This window comes from Billgrantia saliphila (genome assembly GCF_002930105.1).
Lineage (GTDB): Bacteria > Pseudomonadota > Gammaproteobacteria > Pseudomonadales > Halomonadaceae > Halomonas > Halomonas saliphila.
On record NZ_PJRN01000002.1, the window covers coordinates 251,053 to 267,385 of the forward strand.

Below are 16,333 nucleotides of genomic sequence, written 5' to 3' on the forward strand. Positions count from 1 at the left end.
GATGAAGATCACCCGACTCAAGACCTGGCAGGTGCCGCCGCGCTGGCTATTTATCAAGATTGAGACCGACGAGGGCTGCTACGGCTGGGGCGAACCGGTCATCGAGGGGCGCGCCGCCACCGTCGAGGCCGCGGTCCACGAACTCGCCGACTACCTGGTCGGCCAGGATCCGCATCGCATCGAGCACCTTTGGAACACGCTGTATCGCGCCGGCTTCTACCGCGGCGGCCCCATCCTGATGAGTGCCATCGCCGGCATCGACCAGGCGCTGTGGGACCTCAAGGGCCGCGACCTGGGCGTGCCCGTGCATCAGCTGCTGGGTGGCGCGGTGCGCGATCGCATGCGCATGTACGCCTGGACCGGCGGCGATCGCCCCAGCGATGTGGGCGCCGGTGCCAAGGCGCTGGTCGCACAGGGCTTCACCGCATTCAAGATGAACGGCACCCCCGAGCTGCAGATCGTCGATTCGCACCGCAAGGTCGACGAGGCGGTGGCCCGGGTGGCCGAGGCCCGCGAGGCGGTGGGCCCCGAAGTCGGCATCGGCATCGACTTCCACGGACGGGTGCACCGCCCCATGGCCAAGGCGCTGCTGCGCGAGCTCGAACCGTTTCATCCGATGTTCGTCGAGGAGCCGGTGGCGCCCGAGCACCTGCCGGCGCTGAAGCACATCGCGGGGGGCCTGGGCTACCCGCTGGCCACCGGCGAGCGGTTGCACACTCGCTTCGAATTCCGCGACCTGCTCGCCGACGGCATGATCGACATCATCCAGCCCGACCTCTCCCACTGCGGCGGTATCAGCGAGGGGCTGAAGATCGCCGCGCTGGCTTCGGCCCATGACGTGGCACTGGCGCCGCACTGTCCGCTGGGGCCGCTCACGCTCGCCGCCTCGCTGCATCTGGATGCGGTAAGCCACAACGCTTTCATCCAGGAGCAGAGCATGGGCATCCACTACAACCGCGACAACGACGTGCTCGACTATCTCGTCGACAAGTCGGCGCTGACCATCACCGACGGCTTCTGTGCCATCCCCCACGGCCCCGGGCTCGGCGTGGAGATCGACGAAGCCTTCGTCGAGGAGCGTGCCAAGGTGGGCCATCGCTGGCGCAACCCGGTCTGGACCCACGAGGACGGCTCCATCGCCGAATGGTAGGCAATGACAGCATCGCGCACCGAAGGAGAAGACCCGATGGGGACCGACGTTAGTCCAGCCTGGATCGCCGTGGACTGGGGCTCCAGCAACCTGCGCGCCTGGGCCATGGACGAGTCCGGCGAGGCGCTGGCTCGCGCCGACAGCGAGCGGGGCATGCTGAGCCTGACCCCGGCGGAATATGAACCCACGCTGCTCGAGGCGATCGGTGCCTGGTTGCCGCGCACCGGAAAACTCCCGGTGCTGGTGTGCGGCATGGCCGGCGCCCGCCAGGGCTGGCGCGAAGCCGCCTACCTGCCGGTGCCGACCCGCCTGGACGGCTTGGCCCGCGGCGCGGTAAGACCGCCGCTCAACGATCCGCGCCTGGAGGTACGGCTGCTGCCGGGGCTGTGCCAGCGCCGCGATGCCGACGGCCGCACTTTCGACGTGATGCGCGGCGAAGAGACCCAGTTGGCCGGGCTGGTGGCCAGGGAGTCCGGCTTCTCGGGCTTGGCCTGCCTGCCCGGCACCCACGCCAAGTGGGCCCGACTCGAGGCGGGCGCAGTGACGCGCTTCGAGACCTTCCTGAGCGGCGAACTCTATCGCCTGCTGGCCAGCCAGTCGGTGCTGCGCCACTCCCTGGGTGAGGACGATCTCGACGCCCCCGGCTGCCGCGAGGCCTTCGTCGCCGCGGTGCGCGAGGCCGAGGCGGCGCCCGAGGCGTTCAGCGCCCGGCTGTTCGGCCTGCGCGCCCAGGACCTGCTCGACGATACCCTGCCCACGGGCGATGCCCGAGGCACGCATCTCATGGCGCGACTGTCGGGGCTGGTCATCGGCCTTGAGCTGGCCGGCGTGCGCGAGGCGCTCGCCACCCTACAGCCCGTCACGCTGATCGGTAGCGAAGCGCTGTGCGCCCGCTATGCCCTGGCGCTGCAGGCCCTGGGCCATGCCGCGCAGCGCCTGGATGGCAGCGCTGCGGTATTGGCCGGACTCGAACTGGCTCACGCTTCGCTGTCCGATTGATCCTACCGGAAGGAGAATTCCCATGTCCCTGCCCCTGATCGGCATTCTGCGCGGCCTCTCTCCCGACGACGCGGTCGCGGTAGGAGAGGCGGTGCTCGCCGCCGGCATCGAGGTCATCGAAGTCCCGCTCAACTCACCCGACCCGCTCGAGAGCATTCGCCGGCTGGCCGACGCCTTGGGCGGACGCGCCCTGGTCGGTGCCGGCACCGTGCTGACCACGGCGCAGGTCCGCGACGTGTACGACGCCGGCGGACGCCTGGTCGTCTCTCCCAACTGCCGGTCGGCGGTGATCGAGAAGACGCGCCGCCTGGGGATGGAGAGCTGGCCCGGCATACTGTCGCCCTCGGAGGCCTTCGACGCCCTGGAGGCCGGCGCCACCGGCCTCAAGCTCTTCCCCGCCATCCAGGTCGGCACGCAAGGCATGCAGGCGATGCGCTCCGTACTGCCCCAAGGAACCCGGCTCTATGCGGTGGGCGGTATCGGTGCGGCCGATTTCGCCACCTGGCGTGCCGCCGGCGCGGACGGCGCCGGTCTCGGCAGCGCACTGTACAAGCCCGGCCAGACGCCCGAGCGGGTGGGCGAGCAGGCGCGTGCCCTGGTCGCCGCCTGGCGGGCCGCGGGAGGCGAGGCATGAAGCTGCCTGCAGCCAGGCGCATCGGCAGCCAAAAAAAAGCCCGCCTAACGAGGCGGGCGAAGGACAGCAACTGGCTGCCGAGAGAGCACATGAAAGCGTGTGACGGGGCGGCGCTCAGCGATGGAAGCGCTCCGCCGCTTCCCGCGCGAGTTGACGAATGCCGTTCCAATCCTCCGCGTTGACCAGCGACTTCGGCGTCAGCCACGAACCACCCACGCACATTACGTTCTTGAGCGCCAGGTAGTCCTCGGCATTGTCCAGACTGATGCCGCCGGTGGGGCAGAAGCGCGCCTCGGGAATCGGGCCGGCGAAGGCCTTGAGCGCCTTGACTCCACCGCTGGCCTCGGCGGGGAAGAACTTGAAACGGCGGTAACCGTACTGCCAGCCGGTCATCAGCTCGGAAACGGTGGCGACTCCGGGCAACATCGGCACGGGGCTGCTCACGCCATAGCGGTAGAGCGCCTCGGTAGTGCCCGGCGTCACCACGAAGTCGGCGCCCACCTGCTCACTCTGACGATACTGGGCCGGCGTCAGTACGGTACCTACGCCGATACTGGCCTGAGGCAGCGCCTCCTTGAGTCGCCGAATCGCCTCGAGGGCGCAGTCGGTACGCAGGGTTACCTCCAGCACCGTGAGTCCACCCTCGACCAGGGCGCGCCCCAGCGGTACGGCATCCTCGACCCGCTCGATGGCCAGCACCGGAATGACCTCGGCCTTGAGGCAAATGCTGTCGAGTTCGGTGGTTCGCGTGGACGGCAGCTGTTTTTCGATGGTCATGAGCAAGACTCCAGAAGACGGTCAGGGGGCCCAGTAGACGGCCAGCGGGCAGGAAAGAAAAGCGCGGATCGGCAACTCGCGCGAGTCATCGCCCGCCAGGGCGTGCGCCAGTACGCTGCGCTTGTCATCCCCGGTGATGTGCAGGGCGTGACGCCGTGCCTGGTGAAGCCGATCGGCACTCAGCGTGATGCGCGCCTGGGGCTGGCTGGGCGTTCGCGTCGCCAGCACCGGAGCGTCGGTGGTCAATCCCAGCTCCAGCTCGCGGCTGTCGGGGAACAGTGAGGCGGTATGGCCATCCCCACCCATGCCCAGCACCACCAGGCTGGCCGGCCACGGCAGCGCCTCGATGCGCCGAGTCACCGCCTCGACGCCCTGTTCCGGCGTCATGTCGTCGGTGGTCAGGGAAACGAAGTTGGCCTTACCGGCAAGCCCCTGTAGCAGGTGACGGCGCACCAGGCGGGCATTGCTCGCCTCATCCGTCTCCGCCACCCAGCGCTCGTCGGCCAGGGTCACGTCCACCCGCGACCAGGGCAATTCCTGGTGGGCCAGCGCCTCGAAGAACGGCACCGGCGTCGAGCCGCCCGAGAGCACCAGCAGCGCGCGATCCTGTCGCGCAAGATCCTGGCGCAGCGCTTCGGCGGCGGCTTCGGCAAGCTGCTCGGCGAGCTGCTCGCGGGGGTTGGCATCTCGCTGGGTCATGTCAGTAATCCTCGTACCAGCTGCGTCCATCCTGGGTGATCATGGCGATGGAGGCCACCGGCCCCCACGAACCGGCCGGATAGCGCCGCGGCGGTTCGCCCATGTCGCGCCAGGCGGCGATCAGGCTGTCGCACCAGTGCCAGGCGTGCTCCACCTCGTCACGACGCACGAACAGGTATTGGCGCCCTTTCATTACTTCCAGCAGCAGGCGCTCGTAGGCGTCGGGTATCCGCTCTTGGGGAAAGGCGCTGCTGAAATCCAGATGCAGCGGGCCACGGCGCAGTCGCATGCCCCGATCCAGACCGCTGTCCTTGGTCAGTACCTCCAGCGCAATGCCCTCGTCGGGCTGCAGGCGGATGATCAGCTTGTTGGCCGCCAGGTTGCGCTGGTCCGGATCGAAGATGTAGTGCGGTTGCTGGCGGAAATGGATAATGATCTGCGACAGCTTCTCCGGCATGCGCTTGCCGGTTCGCAGGTAGAACGGCACCCCGGCCCAGCGCCAGTTGGCCACGCTGGTCTTCATGGCCACGAAGGTCTCGGTGTCGCTGTCGCGGTTAGCGCCCTCCTCCTCCAGATAGCCGGGCACGCTCTTGCCGTTGATCGTGCCGGCAATGTATTGCCCCCGCACCACGTCGCGGTTGAGTCGGTTCTCGCTGAACGGCTGCAATGCCTTGAGAATCTTGACTTTCTCGTCGCGGATGGCGTCGGCATCCAGGTTGGCGGGCGGGTCCATGGCAATCAGGCAGACCAGTTGCAGCAAGTGGTTCTGGACCATGTCGCGCAGCTGACCGGCGCGATCGAAGTAGCCCCAGCGGCCCTCGATGCCGACCCGCTCGGCCACGGTGATCTCGACGTGGGAAATATGGTTCTGGTTCCACTGGGTGCCGAACAGGGGATTGGCGAAGCGTAGCGCGATCAGATTCTGGACGGTTTCCTTGCCCAGATAGTGGTCGATGCGATAGATACGCGACTCGGGAAACACTTCGCCGATGGCGTCGTTGATCTCGCAGGAAGATTCGAAGTCGTAACCGATCGGCTTCTCGACCACCACGCGCGAGAGCTCGTCGAGACACTCTCCCGCCTGCAGGTTGCGGCAGATGTCGCCGTAGAGGCTGGCCGGCACGGCCAGGTAGACCACCAGCGGATAGGCCTCGGTATCGCGACGCACGGCGGTGCGCCATTCCGCAATGGCCCGGTATCCTTCGGCGGTGGCGAAGTCGAGCTGCAGGTAATCGAGACGTGCGATGAAACGCTTGACGGCTTCGCGATCGAGTTCGCTGTCCTTGACGTAGGTCTGCAGCGTCTCGGTGACGCGCCTGCGGAAAGCATCGGCTTTCACTTCCTGACGCGCCAGACCGAGAATGCGCGTGTCGTCATGCAGCAGGCCTTCGCGATCCAGATGATAGAGCGCCGGATAGAGCTTGCGCAGCGACAGGTCACCCAAGGCCCCGAACAGAGCGAGGTCGATGACCGGCCGACTATCGTCTTCTGGCCGCTTGCATGCGTTCATGTTCGCCCCCATTTGGTTAACTTAGCAAAAAAAATACGCAAGAGAGATTCGAACGGCAAGCTGTTTTTGTAATATTACATCCATTTATTGGTAGCAAGGCGTTGCGTTCGCATGGGTCCCGACGTCGCGCTACGATAGCCGGCTATCGTGTTGTTAAATCACTACGTACTGTCACTGCTTACTCAGCTTCGGAGAGCCTCACCCGTCATGGCCCATCACGATCTGCTCCAGCGCATTCGTCAACGTCTCGAGGAGCTCAACCGCTCCGAGCGCAAGGTGGCGGATGTCATCCTGGCCGATCCCGCGCGAGCCACTGGCTTGAGCATCGCCAGCCTGGCACAGGCGGCCTCGGTCAGCGAGCCCACGGTGAATCGCTTCTGTCGCAGCTTCGACGCCAAGGGCTATCCGGATTTCAAGATCAAGCTAGCTCAGAGCCTGGCAGGTGGCACGCCCTATGTCAGCCAATCGGTGGAGCCCGGCGATGCCGCTGCGGCCTACACGCGCAAGATCTTCGGCGCCACCATCGCCGCCCTGGACGAGGCGAGCCGTACCCTCGACCCGGCTCGCATCGAGCGGGTGGTCGACTACCTGATCCAGGCCAAGCAGATCCACTTCTTCGGTCTCGGCGCTTCCGGCGCCGTGGCACAGGATGCCCAGCACAAGTTCTTCCGCTTCAACCTCCCGGTCACCTCCTATGTGGACGTGCTGATGCAGCGCATGGTGGCCTCGGCCTGCCACACCGGCGACGTGGTGGTGGTGATCTCCTGGACCGGACGCACGCGCGAGCTGGTCGACATTGCGCGACTGGCGCGCGAGAGCGGTGCCGTGGTACTGGGCATTACCGCCCCGGGCTCGCCGCTGGCTCGTGAATGCACCGAGACCCTGGAAGTCGCCACCCCCGAGGATACCGACGTCTACATGCCGATGACATCGCGCATGATCCAGCTGACCCTGATCGACGTGCTCGCCACCGGCGTTACGCTGCGACGCGGCGAGGACTTCCTGCCACACCTGAAGAAGATCAAGGACAGCCTGCTGGAGACGCGCTATCCGGCTCGCGAGAGAACGCCCAACGAACCGCAGTGACCCCTGCCATGAACGTACACCGCCCCCTTAATCGGGAAGGCGGTGCACACCTATTATTTTCCTTGTGACGTACGACGGCCTCTAGCCGGCGAAGGCGGCGTAGATGGCGATCACCAGCAGCACCAGCACGAGGCTGGCCGGTAGCGCCCCACGCCAAGGCGTCAGATCAACCTCGCCGGTGTACTCCTGGACCCAGTCGGTCTCGCGCGGACGCAGCTTGCCGATGATCAGCATGATCGCCACCAGCAGCACGAAGACCATGGCCACGAAGTGGAACTCATGCATGAGCAGCGGCAGGCGGTCGAACGGCGGCACGAAATAGCCGGCGGCGATCATCAGACATCCACCTACCAGGGCGATCTTCGCGGCCATGGGCGGTACCCGCCGGGTCAGCAGCCCGACTATCACCACCGCCAGGATGGGGGTGAAGTAGATGGCATTCATCTTCTGCAGGTAGCCGAACAGGCTCTCCTGGCCCGCCAGCAACGGCGCGATGGTCATGGTAACGACGGCCATGATCCAGCCGAAGACCTTGCCCGACCTCACGACCTGCTCGTCCGTGGCGTCTTTCTTCAGCACATTCTTGTAGATGCCCAGGCTGAAGATGGTCGTGGTGCTGTTGAGCGCCGAGTTGAACGACGACAGTATCGCCCCCACCATCACCGCCGCGAAGAAGCCGGTGAGATAGGGCGGCAGCACGTTGAAGACCAGATGGCCGTATGCCTCGTCGGCTTGCACGCCCTGCTCGGCATAGAGGTGATAGGCGATGATCCCGGGCAGGACCAGATAGAGCGGCCCCAGCAGCTTGAAAAAGCCGGTCAGCAGGACCCCCTTCTGGCCCTCCGCCAGCGAGCTGGCGGCGAAAGTACGCTGAATGATTTGCTGGTTGGTGGTCCAGTAGAACAGGTTGATCAGGAAAACGCCGGTGAACAGGGTGAAGAACGGCACCTGCTGCTCGGCGCCGCCGATCGAGTTGAGTTTCTCCGGATCGCTCTCTTTGAGGATGGCCCACCCCTCCAGAATGCCGCCGTCGCCGCTCACCGCCTGCAGGCCGAAGTAGACGATGACGAAGCCGCCGATCAGCAGGCCGACGCCATTCAGGGTATCCGACACCGCGACGGTACGCAGACCGCCGAACAGCGCATAGATGGAACCGATGAGACCCACGCCCCAAACCGTCAGCCAGAGCAGCAGCGTCGGCGAATCGATGCCGGTCAGCCCCGGCAGGTCGAGCATGCCGAGCAGGCCCATGGCACCGGAGTAGAGGATGATTGGCAGCAGGATCACCGCATAGGCGATCAGGAAGATCACGTTGGTGATCAGCTGCGTGCCCGAGTCGAAGCGGATCGCCAGCAGCTGAGGCAGGGTAGCGATGCCGCTCTTGAGAAAGCGCGGCAGGAAGAACAGCGCCAGCGCCACCAGGGCGATCACCGCCACGACCTCCCAGGCCATGACGCTGAGACCATCGCTGAAAGCGGCGCCGTTAAGCCCCACCATCTGCTCGGTGGACAGGTTGGTCATCAGCAACGAGCCGGCAATCAGCGGAAAGGTCAGGGTACGGCCGGCCAGGAAGTAGCCGCGACTGCTCGCGTGATCGTCACGACGGGTCAGGCGCCAGGTGATCAAGGCGACCAGGCCGGTAAAGAAGAGAAAGGACAGCAGAGTCAGGGCATGCATGGGATATCGCTCCGGTGATGTCGATCCATGGCAGCGGGACCGGGCAAATGTCAGACATTGATAAGTAACGTCATTCTAGAGAGCTGACTCGTTTCATGCATGCGCCTTTAGTCGAATATATCGTTGTATTTTTTGGAAACTTACGAGCATCCCTCTGGGGAATTCGTCTACCCGGCGATCACCTCGCCGCGCTCGGCCCTCCTAGTGACACAGGGCTGTCCTGCAGCCGACTTGCCAGGTCGTCGCCGGAGGGGAACAATACCGACCCGCAGCCCCATCTGGAGATCCGTATGCGCTGGATGATCTTGGTCATCGCCGCCCTCGCCCCTCTCGTCCAAGGCGCTCATGCCGCCGATACCTTCCGCTTCACCGCCATTCCCGACGAGGACCAGGCGCGTCTGGTGGAGCGCTTCTCCAAGGTGGCCGACTACCTGGAGGAGCGCCTCGGCGTCGAGGTGGAGTACGTGCCGGTGAAGTCCTACAGCGCCGCGGTCACCGCCTTTCGCAACGACCAGGTGCAGCTGGCATGGTTCGGCGGGCTCTCGGGCGTGCAGGCGCGCCGACTGGTGCCGGGCTCCCAGGCGCTGGCCCAGGGCATCGAGGACAATGCCTTCGTGAGCTACTTCATCGCCCATGAGTCAACCGGACTGGAGCGCGCCGACGAACTGCCCGACGACATCGAGGGCATGAGCCTGACCTTCGGCTCGCGCACCTCCACCTCCGGCCGGCTGATGCCGGAACACTTCCTGCGCCAGCGCTTCGATGACGCCACCCCCGAAGATTTCTTCTCGCGGGTGGGCTACTCCGGCGATCACTCGCGCACCATCGCCCTGGTGGAAGCCGGCACCTACGACATCGGGGCGGTCAACTACACGGTTTGGGAAGCTGCCGTTGAGGATGGCCGTGTAGATACCGACAAGGTGAGCGTGTTCTGGGCCACGCCGCCCTATCCCGACTACAACTGGACCCTGCGTGGCGACGCCGACGAGCGCTTCGGCGAAGGTTTCACCGACAAGGTTCAGGCGGCTCTCCTGGAGATGGACGACCCCGAGCTGCTCGCCACCTTCCCCCGCGAGGCATTCATTCCCGCCGACAACGACCTCTACGCACCCATCGAAGAGGTGGCCGAGGCGCTCGGCCTGCTGCGCTGATGGAGGGCGAGCAACGCCGGCCACTGGCTCGCTTCGACGCAGAGGATATCGGCCACGACGGTCGCGTGGTTCTGCAGGGGCTCACGCTGGCTCTTCACGAGGGCGAGCGGGTCGCCCTGCTCGGCCAGAGCGGCGCCGGCAAGTCGACGCTACTCGGCGAGCTGCGCCGCCGGCTCGGCGACCGGGCCGCCTGGTGCCCCCAGCATCACGGTCTGGTACCCCAGCTTGCCGTCTATCACAACGTCTACATGGCGCGCCTGCCCGAACATTCGGCGCTGGCCAACCTGTGGAATCTGGTGCGCCCCCTGCGTCGTCCCTGGTGCGAGGTAGGCGAACTGTGTGCCGAACTGGGTCTGGATGGCCTGCTGCGCCGCCCGGTGGGCCGGCTCTCCGGCGGCCAGCGCCAGCGTGTCGCCATTGCCCGTGCGCTGTATCAATCCCGTGAACTGTTCCTGGGCGATGAGCCGGTGGCCGGCGTCGACCCGCACCAGGCGCTGCGCCTGCTGGCCTTGATCGACTCCTGTCACACCACCTCGGTGGTGGCGCTGCATCAGCGCGAGCTGGCACTGAGCCATTTCGATCGGGTCTGGGGGCTGCGCGATGGGCGACTGGCAATCGACGCGCCGACGAGCGAGCTCACCTTGGCCGACCTCGACACCCTCTACCCCGATGCCGCGTCACCGGGCGTCGGCTCCAGGCCACGCGATGCTGACATGGTTCTGCCGGGACCCGAAGCGCTGCCCTGCGGGCGAGGCAGGCCATGAGCGACGGCCTGGCACAGCGTTATCGGCTTGCTCACGGCAAGGCATGGTGGCAGGGCGATTCGATCGGCCTGCGTCTCGCCCGCCACAGCCTGGCGCTGGTGGCGCTGGCCGTGCTGCTCGCGCCGCTTGCCGATCTCGCCATTCACACCCGCGACCCCTGGGGCGAGCTCGGGCGTATGGCGGCGGGCCTGGCCTGGCCCGCCTGGGGCGCGCTGGAGTCGCCCTTCTCCGCCCTGGGCCTCACCGTGGCGGTGGCGCTGTGGGGCACCCTGGCGGGCGTGGTATTGGGATTTCCGCTAGCGCTGCTGTTCGCCCGCTCACGCCTGGTACGTGCCGGCTGCGCTTTCGTGCGTGCCATACACGAGCTGTTCTGGGCGCTGCTGTTCCTGCAGGTGTTCGGGCTCTCGGCGCTCACCGCCCTGGCGGCACTGGCCATTCCCTACGCCGGCATCTTCGCCAAGGTGTATGCCGAGATTCTCGAGCAGGCGCCGCGCGCCCCGCGCGATGCCCTGCCGCCGGGAAGCGGTCGCCTGGCGCGCTTCGTCTATGCCGAGCTGCCGCTGGCCTGGACTCAACTCGCCGCCTATACCCGCTACCGCTTCGAGTGCGGCCTGCGCGCCAGCGTGCTGCTCGGCTTCGTCGGTCTGCCGACGCTGGGCTTTCACCTCGAGACCGCCTTTCGCGAGGGGAGATACCCCGAGGCCGGCGCACTGCTGTGGCTGTTCTACCTACTGATCGCCAGCCTGCCCTGGTGGGGGCACCGGCGCCTGATCCCGCTGCTGCTGGCCGGCGGGGCCTGGCTGCTCGGCCCCTGGCCGAGCGTGAATGGCGGCCTGCTGTGGCGCTTCGTCTCGGAGGATGTCTGGCCGGCGCCGCTGCTCGCCGGTGACTGGACGGGGCTTGTGACGTGGCTTTCGCGGATGCCCGAACTGGGGCCGGCGATCGGCAACACGCTGCTGCTGGGATTGCTCGGTACCGTGGGGGCGCTACTGGTGGCACTGGCACTATGGCCGTTGGCGTGTCGCCATTTCGGCAACCGCGGCACTCGACTGGCCGGACATGGCCTGCTGGTCCTGTTGCGCTCGACGCCGGAATTGATGCTGGCGTTCATCTTCCTGCTGTTGCTGGGCCCCTCGCTACTGCCCGCCTGGCTGGCACTGGCGCTACACAACGGCGCGCTGATCGCCTTCCTGGTAGCGCGCCATGCCGACGTCATTACGCCCGGCATGCCGGGGTTGCCCGCCAGCGGCCGGCTGGCCTACGAGCTGCTGCCTCGAATCTACCCCGGACTGCTGGCCCTGCTCTACTACCGTGCGGAGGTGATCCTGCGCGAGACGGCCATCCTGGGGATGCTGGGGATCGCCACGCTGGGGTTCTATATCGAGGAGGGCTTCGATTACTTGATGTTCGATGTCGCCGTCTTCCTGCTGCTGGTCACGGCGACGCTCAACATCGCCGTGGATGCCCTGACGCGGCGCTTCAGACCACGCGAGGCGCCGATCGACGATCCCTGCGTCCGCTAAACCCGGAGCTGCCGCGCTCGCCACGCAGCTCCGGCTTTCGCCCGGCCGCTCAGAAGGGGTAGCTGCCGCCCGTGACCACCGCGGCGGTCACGCTGATTTCGACTCTGAGTTCGTCGGCGGGCATCGGGGCGCAGACGCAGGTTCGCGCCGGCGCGTGACCGGTGGGCACCCAGGCATCCCACACCGCGTTCATGGCGGCGAAGTCGCCGCCCTCCTTGAGATAGATCGTGGCGCAGAGCAAGTGCTCGCGATCGGACCCGACCTCGGCCAGCAGCGCATCGACGCGGGCCAGCATGCTCTCGGTCTGCTCGGTGATATCGCCGTGGCGTGCCTCGGGACCGGCGACCTGACCGCACAGGTAGGCGATGCCGTTGTGGATCACGGCGCGACTCATGCGCGCCTTGGTGTCGTGTCTAATGATGGTCATGCTGGCTCTCCCTGTATCGAGACCGGTGGAAACGCGGCCGCCAACGGTGTCCGTCGAAACTGATATCATGCCGCCTCGCATATCCAACGGACCATCTTGCCATTGCTCAGGGAGGGCGTCATGGGCTATCGCACCCTGCTGCGAGACCACCGGGGTTTGCTCGGTATCTGCTTTCTGGCCATGTTCACCTCGAGCCTGGGCCAGAGCTTTTTCATCGGCCTGTTCCAGGCGCCTATCAGCGAGCGCCTGGGCCTCACTGCCGGCCAGTTCGGCAGTGCCTACGCGCTGGTCACGCTGATCTCCGGCTTCGCCGTGCTGCGCCTGGGCCCCAGCATCGACTGGATCGCCCCGCGCCGCTTCGCACTGCTGGTGCTGGCCGCACTCGTGACCGGAGTGGCACTGCTGACCCTCGCGCCCTGGTGGGGACTGGGGCTACTCGGGCTGGGGCTGGTACGCTTCTGCGGCCAAGGCATGATGACCCACCTCGGCAATACCCTCGCCGGACGCGAATTCGTTGCCATGCGTGGCCGCGCCCTGGGGCTTACGAGCATGGGTATCATGCTGGGCGAGACGCTGCTGCCGCCGGTGGTGGCCGCGCTGCTGGTGATCCTCGGCTGGCGCGAGCTGTGGTGGCTGTTCGGGCTGCTGCTGGCCGGCTGCTGGATTCCGCTGCTGCTGCGCACTACCTGGCCGCAGGCACCGGGGCAGCGCCCCGCTCGCGGCCAGCCTCGCAGTGGTCCCCGGCCTTTTCGCGATGTGCGCTTCTGGCGCCTGCTGCCGCTGTTGATGACGCTGCCGATCACCATGACGGGGCTGTTCATCTACCAGGCGGCAATGACCCGCGATCTGGGCAGCACCCTGGGCATGTACGCCCTGGCGTTGACCGGGATGGGGCTCGCCAAGCTGCCCGGCGCCCTGCTCGGCGGTCGCTGGGTCGACCGCCTGGGCCCGGTGCGCCTGGCACGCCTTTATCTACTGCCTTACGCGCTGGCATTGCTTATCGCCATCGCCTTCGGCGGCCACCTCGGCGTGTGGGCGTTGATGGTGGGCGGCGGGCTCGCCATGGGCTCGCAGGAATCGATCGCTACCAGCCTACTGGTACGTATCTGGGGCAGCGAGCATCTCGGCACGGTGCGCGCCACGCTCAGCGCCGCGATGGTCTTCGCCACCGGCCTGGCGCCAGCATTCCTCGGCGTGTTCCTCGATCTGGGTGCTCACTTCTCGCTGATCCTCGCCGGCATGTTGGGGTTTCTCGTCGCCGGATGGGCATTGGCCCAAGGCGTGCTGGCCAGCCCCGAGGCGCGCGGCGAATGAGACGACAACGCCGGCTCGGGGCCGGCGTTGATTTCTTCGAGACTGGGCCAGCCTTGGCCTAGCGCAATAACAGCACCGGCACGTTGGCCCGCCGCAGCATGGCGGTGGTGGTGCTGCCCACCAGCAGGTGACGAATGCGCGAGTGGCCGTAGGCCCCCATCACCAGCAGGTCGATGGCGTTCTCTTGCTGATAAACGCGCAGGGTCTCTTCTACCTCGCCGGCGCGAATCGCCCCCTCGGCCTCGTGGCCGGCTTCGCGCAGCGCGGCCAGCGCCCAGTCGAGCTGCGAATGGTTGTCGCCGGTCTCGGCGCCGACGATGACCACATGCACCGGAATGCCATTGAACAGCGGACTCTTGGCCAGCATCTCCACCCCCTTGCGGGTGGTCTTGCTGCCGTCGAAGGCGAGCATCACCCGCTGGGGGCGCTTGTAGGTCTCCGGCACCATCAGGATCGGCCGGTGCAGGGTGCGTACCACCCGCTCCAGGTTGGAGCCCAGGTGCTCGCTGGCCTGATGGGCGGTCTCGCCGCGTTTACCCAACACCAGCAGGCGGATCTCACTCTCCAGTTCGGCCAGGGTCTCGACCAGCGTGCCGTTGCGCTGACGCGTGCCGGGCTCCGCCACGCCATCCTCGATAGCCCGCTCCTTGGCCGCCTTGAGCATCAGTCGGCCCTGCTCCTGGGCCACCTTGGCGCGCTGCTCGTCGAGCTGCGACAGCTCCTCGAGCAGATGCTCGCGGGAGCCCAGCCCGATGTTACCGGAGAGATCCGCCTCGGCGGTCTGGGGGTGGTTATCCACCACATGCAGGAAGGTCAATGGCGCTGAGAGCGCCAGGCTGGCCCAGGCGGCGTAGTCGCAAACCCCTGCGGAGAACTGCGAACCGTCGATGGCGGCCATTACCTGTTCTGTCATCGTGTCGTTTCCCAAGCTGGCGTTGTTGGCGTGCAGCCGACACTGCGGCGGCGGTTGCCTTATCATCTCTATCGGGCCGGACTTACCGTCAAGGGGAGCACCGACCTGCGCGGCGCGTCAATGACCGCCCATCAACTTTTCCACCGCGGCGGGGTCATCGTGGATCGCGTAGCGGTCGACGATGGTGGCACTGGCCTCGTTGAGGCCGATCAATTCGACCTCGGTGCCCTCGCGCCGGAACTTGATCACCACGCGGTCCAGCGTCTGTACGGCGGTAATGTCCCAGAAATGCGCGCGGGAAAGATCGATCGTGACCTTCTCCAAGGACTCCTTGAAATCGAAGGCATTGCCGAAGCGCTCGGAAGAGGCGAAGAAGACCTGGCCGACCACGCGGTAGATGCGATGGATGCCCTCCTCGACCTCATCGGAACCGATGTAGAGGATATTGCCCACCTTGTTGGCGAAGAACATCGCCGCCAACAGCACGCCGACGAACACGCCGATGGCCAGGTTATGGGTGCCCACGGTCACCGCCACGGTGGCCAGCATCACGATATTGGTGCTGAGGGGATGCTTCTTGAGATCGCGGATCGAGGCCCAGCTGAAGGTGCCGATGGAAACCATGATCATCACCGCCACCAGCGCCGCCATGGGAATCTGCGAAACCCAGTCGGCAAGGAATACCACCATGATAAGCAGGACCACGCCGGCGACGAATGTGGAGAGCCGCCCGCGTCCGCCCGACTTCACGTTGATTACCGACTGGCCGATCATCGCGCAGCCGGCCATGCCGCCCAGCAGGCCGGAGCCGATGTTGGCGATGCCCTGCCCCTTGCACTCGCGGTTCTTGTCGCTCGGGGTATCGGTCAGGTCGTCGACGATGGTGGCGGTCATCATCGACTCCAGCAGGCCCACCACGGCGAGCATGACGGAGGTCGGCAGGATGATCCACAGGGTCTCGAGGGTCAGCGGCACGTCGGGCCACAGGAATACGGGCAGGGTGTCGGGCAGCTCGCCCATGTCGCCCACGCTGCGAATGTCCATGCCGCTGATCATGTAGACGGCAGTCAGCACCACGATGCAGACCAGCGGGGAAGGTATCGTCTTGCCGATCTTGGGTACGTAGGGAAACAGATAGATGATGCCGAGCCCGACCAGGGTCATGGCATACACATGCCAGGTCACGCCGGTGAGCTCGGGCAGCTGTGCCATGAAGATCAGGATCGCCAGGGCATTGACGAAGCCCGTCACCACCGAGCGCGAGACGAAGCGCATCAGCTCGGCCAGCTTCAGGTAGCCGGCTACGATCTGCAGCACCCCGGTGAGCAGGGTGGCAGCCAGCAGGTACTCGAGGCCGTGGTCGCGCACCAGGGTGACCATCAGCAGCGCCATGGCGCCGGTGGCGGCTGAGATCATTCCCGGACGCCCGCCGGTGAAGGCGATCACCACCGCGATGCAGAAGGAGGCGTAGAGACCCACCTTGGGGTCGACGCCGGCAATGATGGAGAAGGCGATGGCCTCGGGAATCAGGGCCAAGGCGACCACGATACCGGCGAGGGAGTCGCCCTTGATATTGGAGAACCAGTCTTGCTTGATGGATCGGAACATTCTTCGGTCCAGTAGGATGGGATGTTATGCCAGATAGCGTCAGGGGTCGTTCGGGCACCCTCCCGGACATGCGCCGATGACGGCGTGACGTTGGGAGCAGC

Annotated in this window: 15 protein-coding genes; 8 read left to right on the forward strand and 7 right to left on the reverse strand. The window is 66.2% G+C overall.

Going from position 1 to position 16,333, the window contains the following annotated elements; genetic code table 11:
- The first annotated feature begins 1 nt into the window (after nucleotide 1).
- From dgoD to CYJ07_RS03295, 3 genes are read left to right on the forward strand one after another with little or no spacing between them, the layout of a single operon-like run.
- A complete protein-coding gene (gene dgoD, locus CYJ07_RS03285; RefSeq protein ID WP_104202243.1) occupies nucleotides 2–1,150 on the forward strand; it encodes a galactonate dehydratase in 1,149 nt (382 codons plus the stop codon).
- 36 nt (nucleotides 1,151–1,186) lie between these two features.
- The gene (locus tag CYJ07_RS03290; protein WP_104202244.1) at nucleotides 1,187–2,149 is read left to right on the forward strand and encodes a 2-dehydro-3-deoxygalactonokinase; all 963 of its coding nucleotides are present in this window, start codon (nucleotides 1,187–1,189) and stop codon (nucleotides 2,147–2,149) included.
- Nucleotides 2,150–2,171: 22 nt separating this feature from the next.
- Entirely contained in the window at nucleotides 2,172–2,783 is a 612-nt protein-coding gene (locus CYJ07_RS03295; RefSeq protein WP_104202245.1) for a 2-dehydro-3-deoxy-6-phosphogalactonate aldolase, read from the forward strand.
- 114 nt (nucleotides 2,784–2,897) lie between these two features.
- On the opposite strand, the gene CYJ07_RS03300 is transcribed toward CYJ07_RS03295, so the two are convergent.
- Genes CYJ07_RS03300 through zwf form a run of 3 tightly spaced genes read right to left on the reverse strand, consistent with a single transcriptional unit; the run spans nucleotide 2,898 to nucleotide 5,769 of the window.
- Nucleotides 2,898–3,560, reverse strand: coding sequence for a bifunctional 4-hydroxy-2-oxoglutarate aldolase/2-dehydro-3-deoxy-phosphogluconate aldolase (locus tag CYJ07_RS03300; RefSeq protein WP_104202246.1), 663 nt, complete (start codon nucleotides 3,558–3,560; stop codon nucleotides 2,898–2,900).
- 21 nt (nucleotides 3,561–3,581) lie between these two features.
- Nucleotides 3,582–4,259, reverse strand: coding sequence for a 6-phosphogluconolactonase (pgl, locus tag CYJ07_RS03305; RefSeq protein ID WP_104202247.1), 678 nt, complete (start codon nucleotides 4,257–4,259; stop codon nucleotides 3,582–3,584).
- A gap of 1 nt (nucleotide 4,260) precedes the next feature.
- Nucleotides 4,261–5,769 carry a glucose-6-phosphate dehydrogenase gene (gene zwf, locus CYJ07_RS03310; protein ID WP_104202248.1) on the reverse strand — a complete coding sequence of 503 codons (1,509 nt, stop codon included), beginning with the start codon at nucleotides 5,767–5,769 and terminating at the stop codon, nucleotides 4,261–4,263.
- Nucleotides 5,770–5,976: 207 nt separating this feature from the next.
- Here zwf and CYJ07_RS03315 point away from each other — a divergent pair, with 207 nt between their 5' ends.
- On the forward strand, nucleotides 5,977–6,855 hold the full coding sequence (locus CYJ07_RS03315; protein ID WP_104202249.1) for a MurR/RpiR family transcriptional regulator: 879 nt from the start codon (nucleotides 5,977–5,979) through the stop codon (nucleotides 6,853–6,855).
- A gap of 81 nt (nucleotides 6,856–6,936) precedes the next feature.
- Here the strand turns inward: CYJ07_RS03315 and CYJ07_RS03320 are convergent, their stop codons facing one another.
- Entirely contained in the window at nucleotides 6,937–8,532 is a 1,596-nt protein-coding gene (locus CYJ07_RS03320) for a solute:sodium symporter family transporter (protein ID WP_104202250.1), read from the reverse strand.
- 290 nt (nucleotides 8,533–8,822) lie between these two features.
- On the opposite strand from CYJ07_RS03320, the gene CYJ07_RS03325 reads away from it, so the two are divergent.
- Genes CYJ07_RS03325 through CYJ07_RS03335 form a run of 3 tightly spaced genes read left to right on the forward strand, consistent with a single transcriptional unit; the run spans nucleotide 8,823 to nucleotide 11,970 of the window.
- Nucleotides 8,823–9,683: a putative selenate ABC transporter substrate-binding protein gene (locus CYJ07_RS03325; RefSeq protein WP_104202251.1), complete on the forward strand. Its 861-nt coding sequence runs from the start codon at nucleotides 8,823–8,825 to the stop codon at nucleotides 9,681–9,683.
- Entirely contained in the window at nucleotides 9,683–10,447 is a 765-nt protein-coding gene (locus CYJ07_RS03330) for an ATP-binding cassette domain-containing protein (protein ID WP_104202252.1), read from the forward strand. Before CYJ07_RS03325 ends, CYJ07_RS03330 begins: the two co-directional genes overlap by 1 nt.
- The gene (locus CYJ07_RS03335) at nucleotides 10,444–11,970 is read left to right on the forward strand and encodes an ABC transporter permease (protein WP_197038243.1); all 1,527 of its coding nucleotides are present in this window, start codon (nucleotides 10,444–10,446) and stop codon (nucleotides 11,968–11,970) included. The genes CYJ07_RS03330 and CYJ07_RS03335 overlap by 4 nt, the downstream gene beginning before the upstream one ends.
- 49 nt (nucleotides 11,971–12,019) lie before the next feature.
- On the opposite strand, the gene CYJ07_RS03340 is transcribed toward CYJ07_RS03335, so the two are convergent.
- Entirely contained in the window at nucleotides 12,020–12,397 is a 378-nt protein-coding gene (locus tag CYJ07_RS03340) for a RidA family protein (RefSeq protein WP_104202253.1), read from the reverse strand.
- Nucleotides 12,398–12,517: 120 nt separating this feature from the next.
- Between CYJ07_RS03340 and CYJ07_RS03345 the strand changes: the two genes are divergently transcribed.
- The gene (locus tag CYJ07_RS03345; RefSeq protein ID WP_104202254.1) at nucleotides 12,518–13,711 is read left to right on the forward strand and encodes an MFS transporter; all 1,194 of its coding nucleotides are present in this window, start codon (nucleotides 12,518–12,520) and stop codon (nucleotides 13,709–13,711) included.
- A 58-nt stretch (nucleotides 13,712–13,769) separates the two neighbouring features.
- Here the strand turns inward: CYJ07_RS03345 and CYJ07_RS03350 are convergent, their stop codons facing one another.
- Together CYJ07_RS03350 and CYJ07_RS03355 are read right to left on the reverse strand one after the other, a co-directional pair.
- Entirely contained in the window at nucleotides 13,770–14,624 is an 855-nt protein-coding gene (locus CYJ07_RS03350) for a universal stress protein (RefSeq protein ID WP_104202255.1), read from the reverse strand.
- Nucleotides 14,625–14,741: 117 nt separating this feature from the next.
- On the reverse strand, nucleotides 14,742–16,232 hold the full coding sequence (locus CYJ07_RS03355) for a SulP family inorganic anion transporter (RefSeq protein WP_104202256.1): 1,491 nt from the start codon (nucleotides 16,230–16,232) through the stop codon (nucleotides 14,742–14,744).
- Between the last annotated feature and the right edge of the window lie 101 nt (nucleotides 16,233–16,333).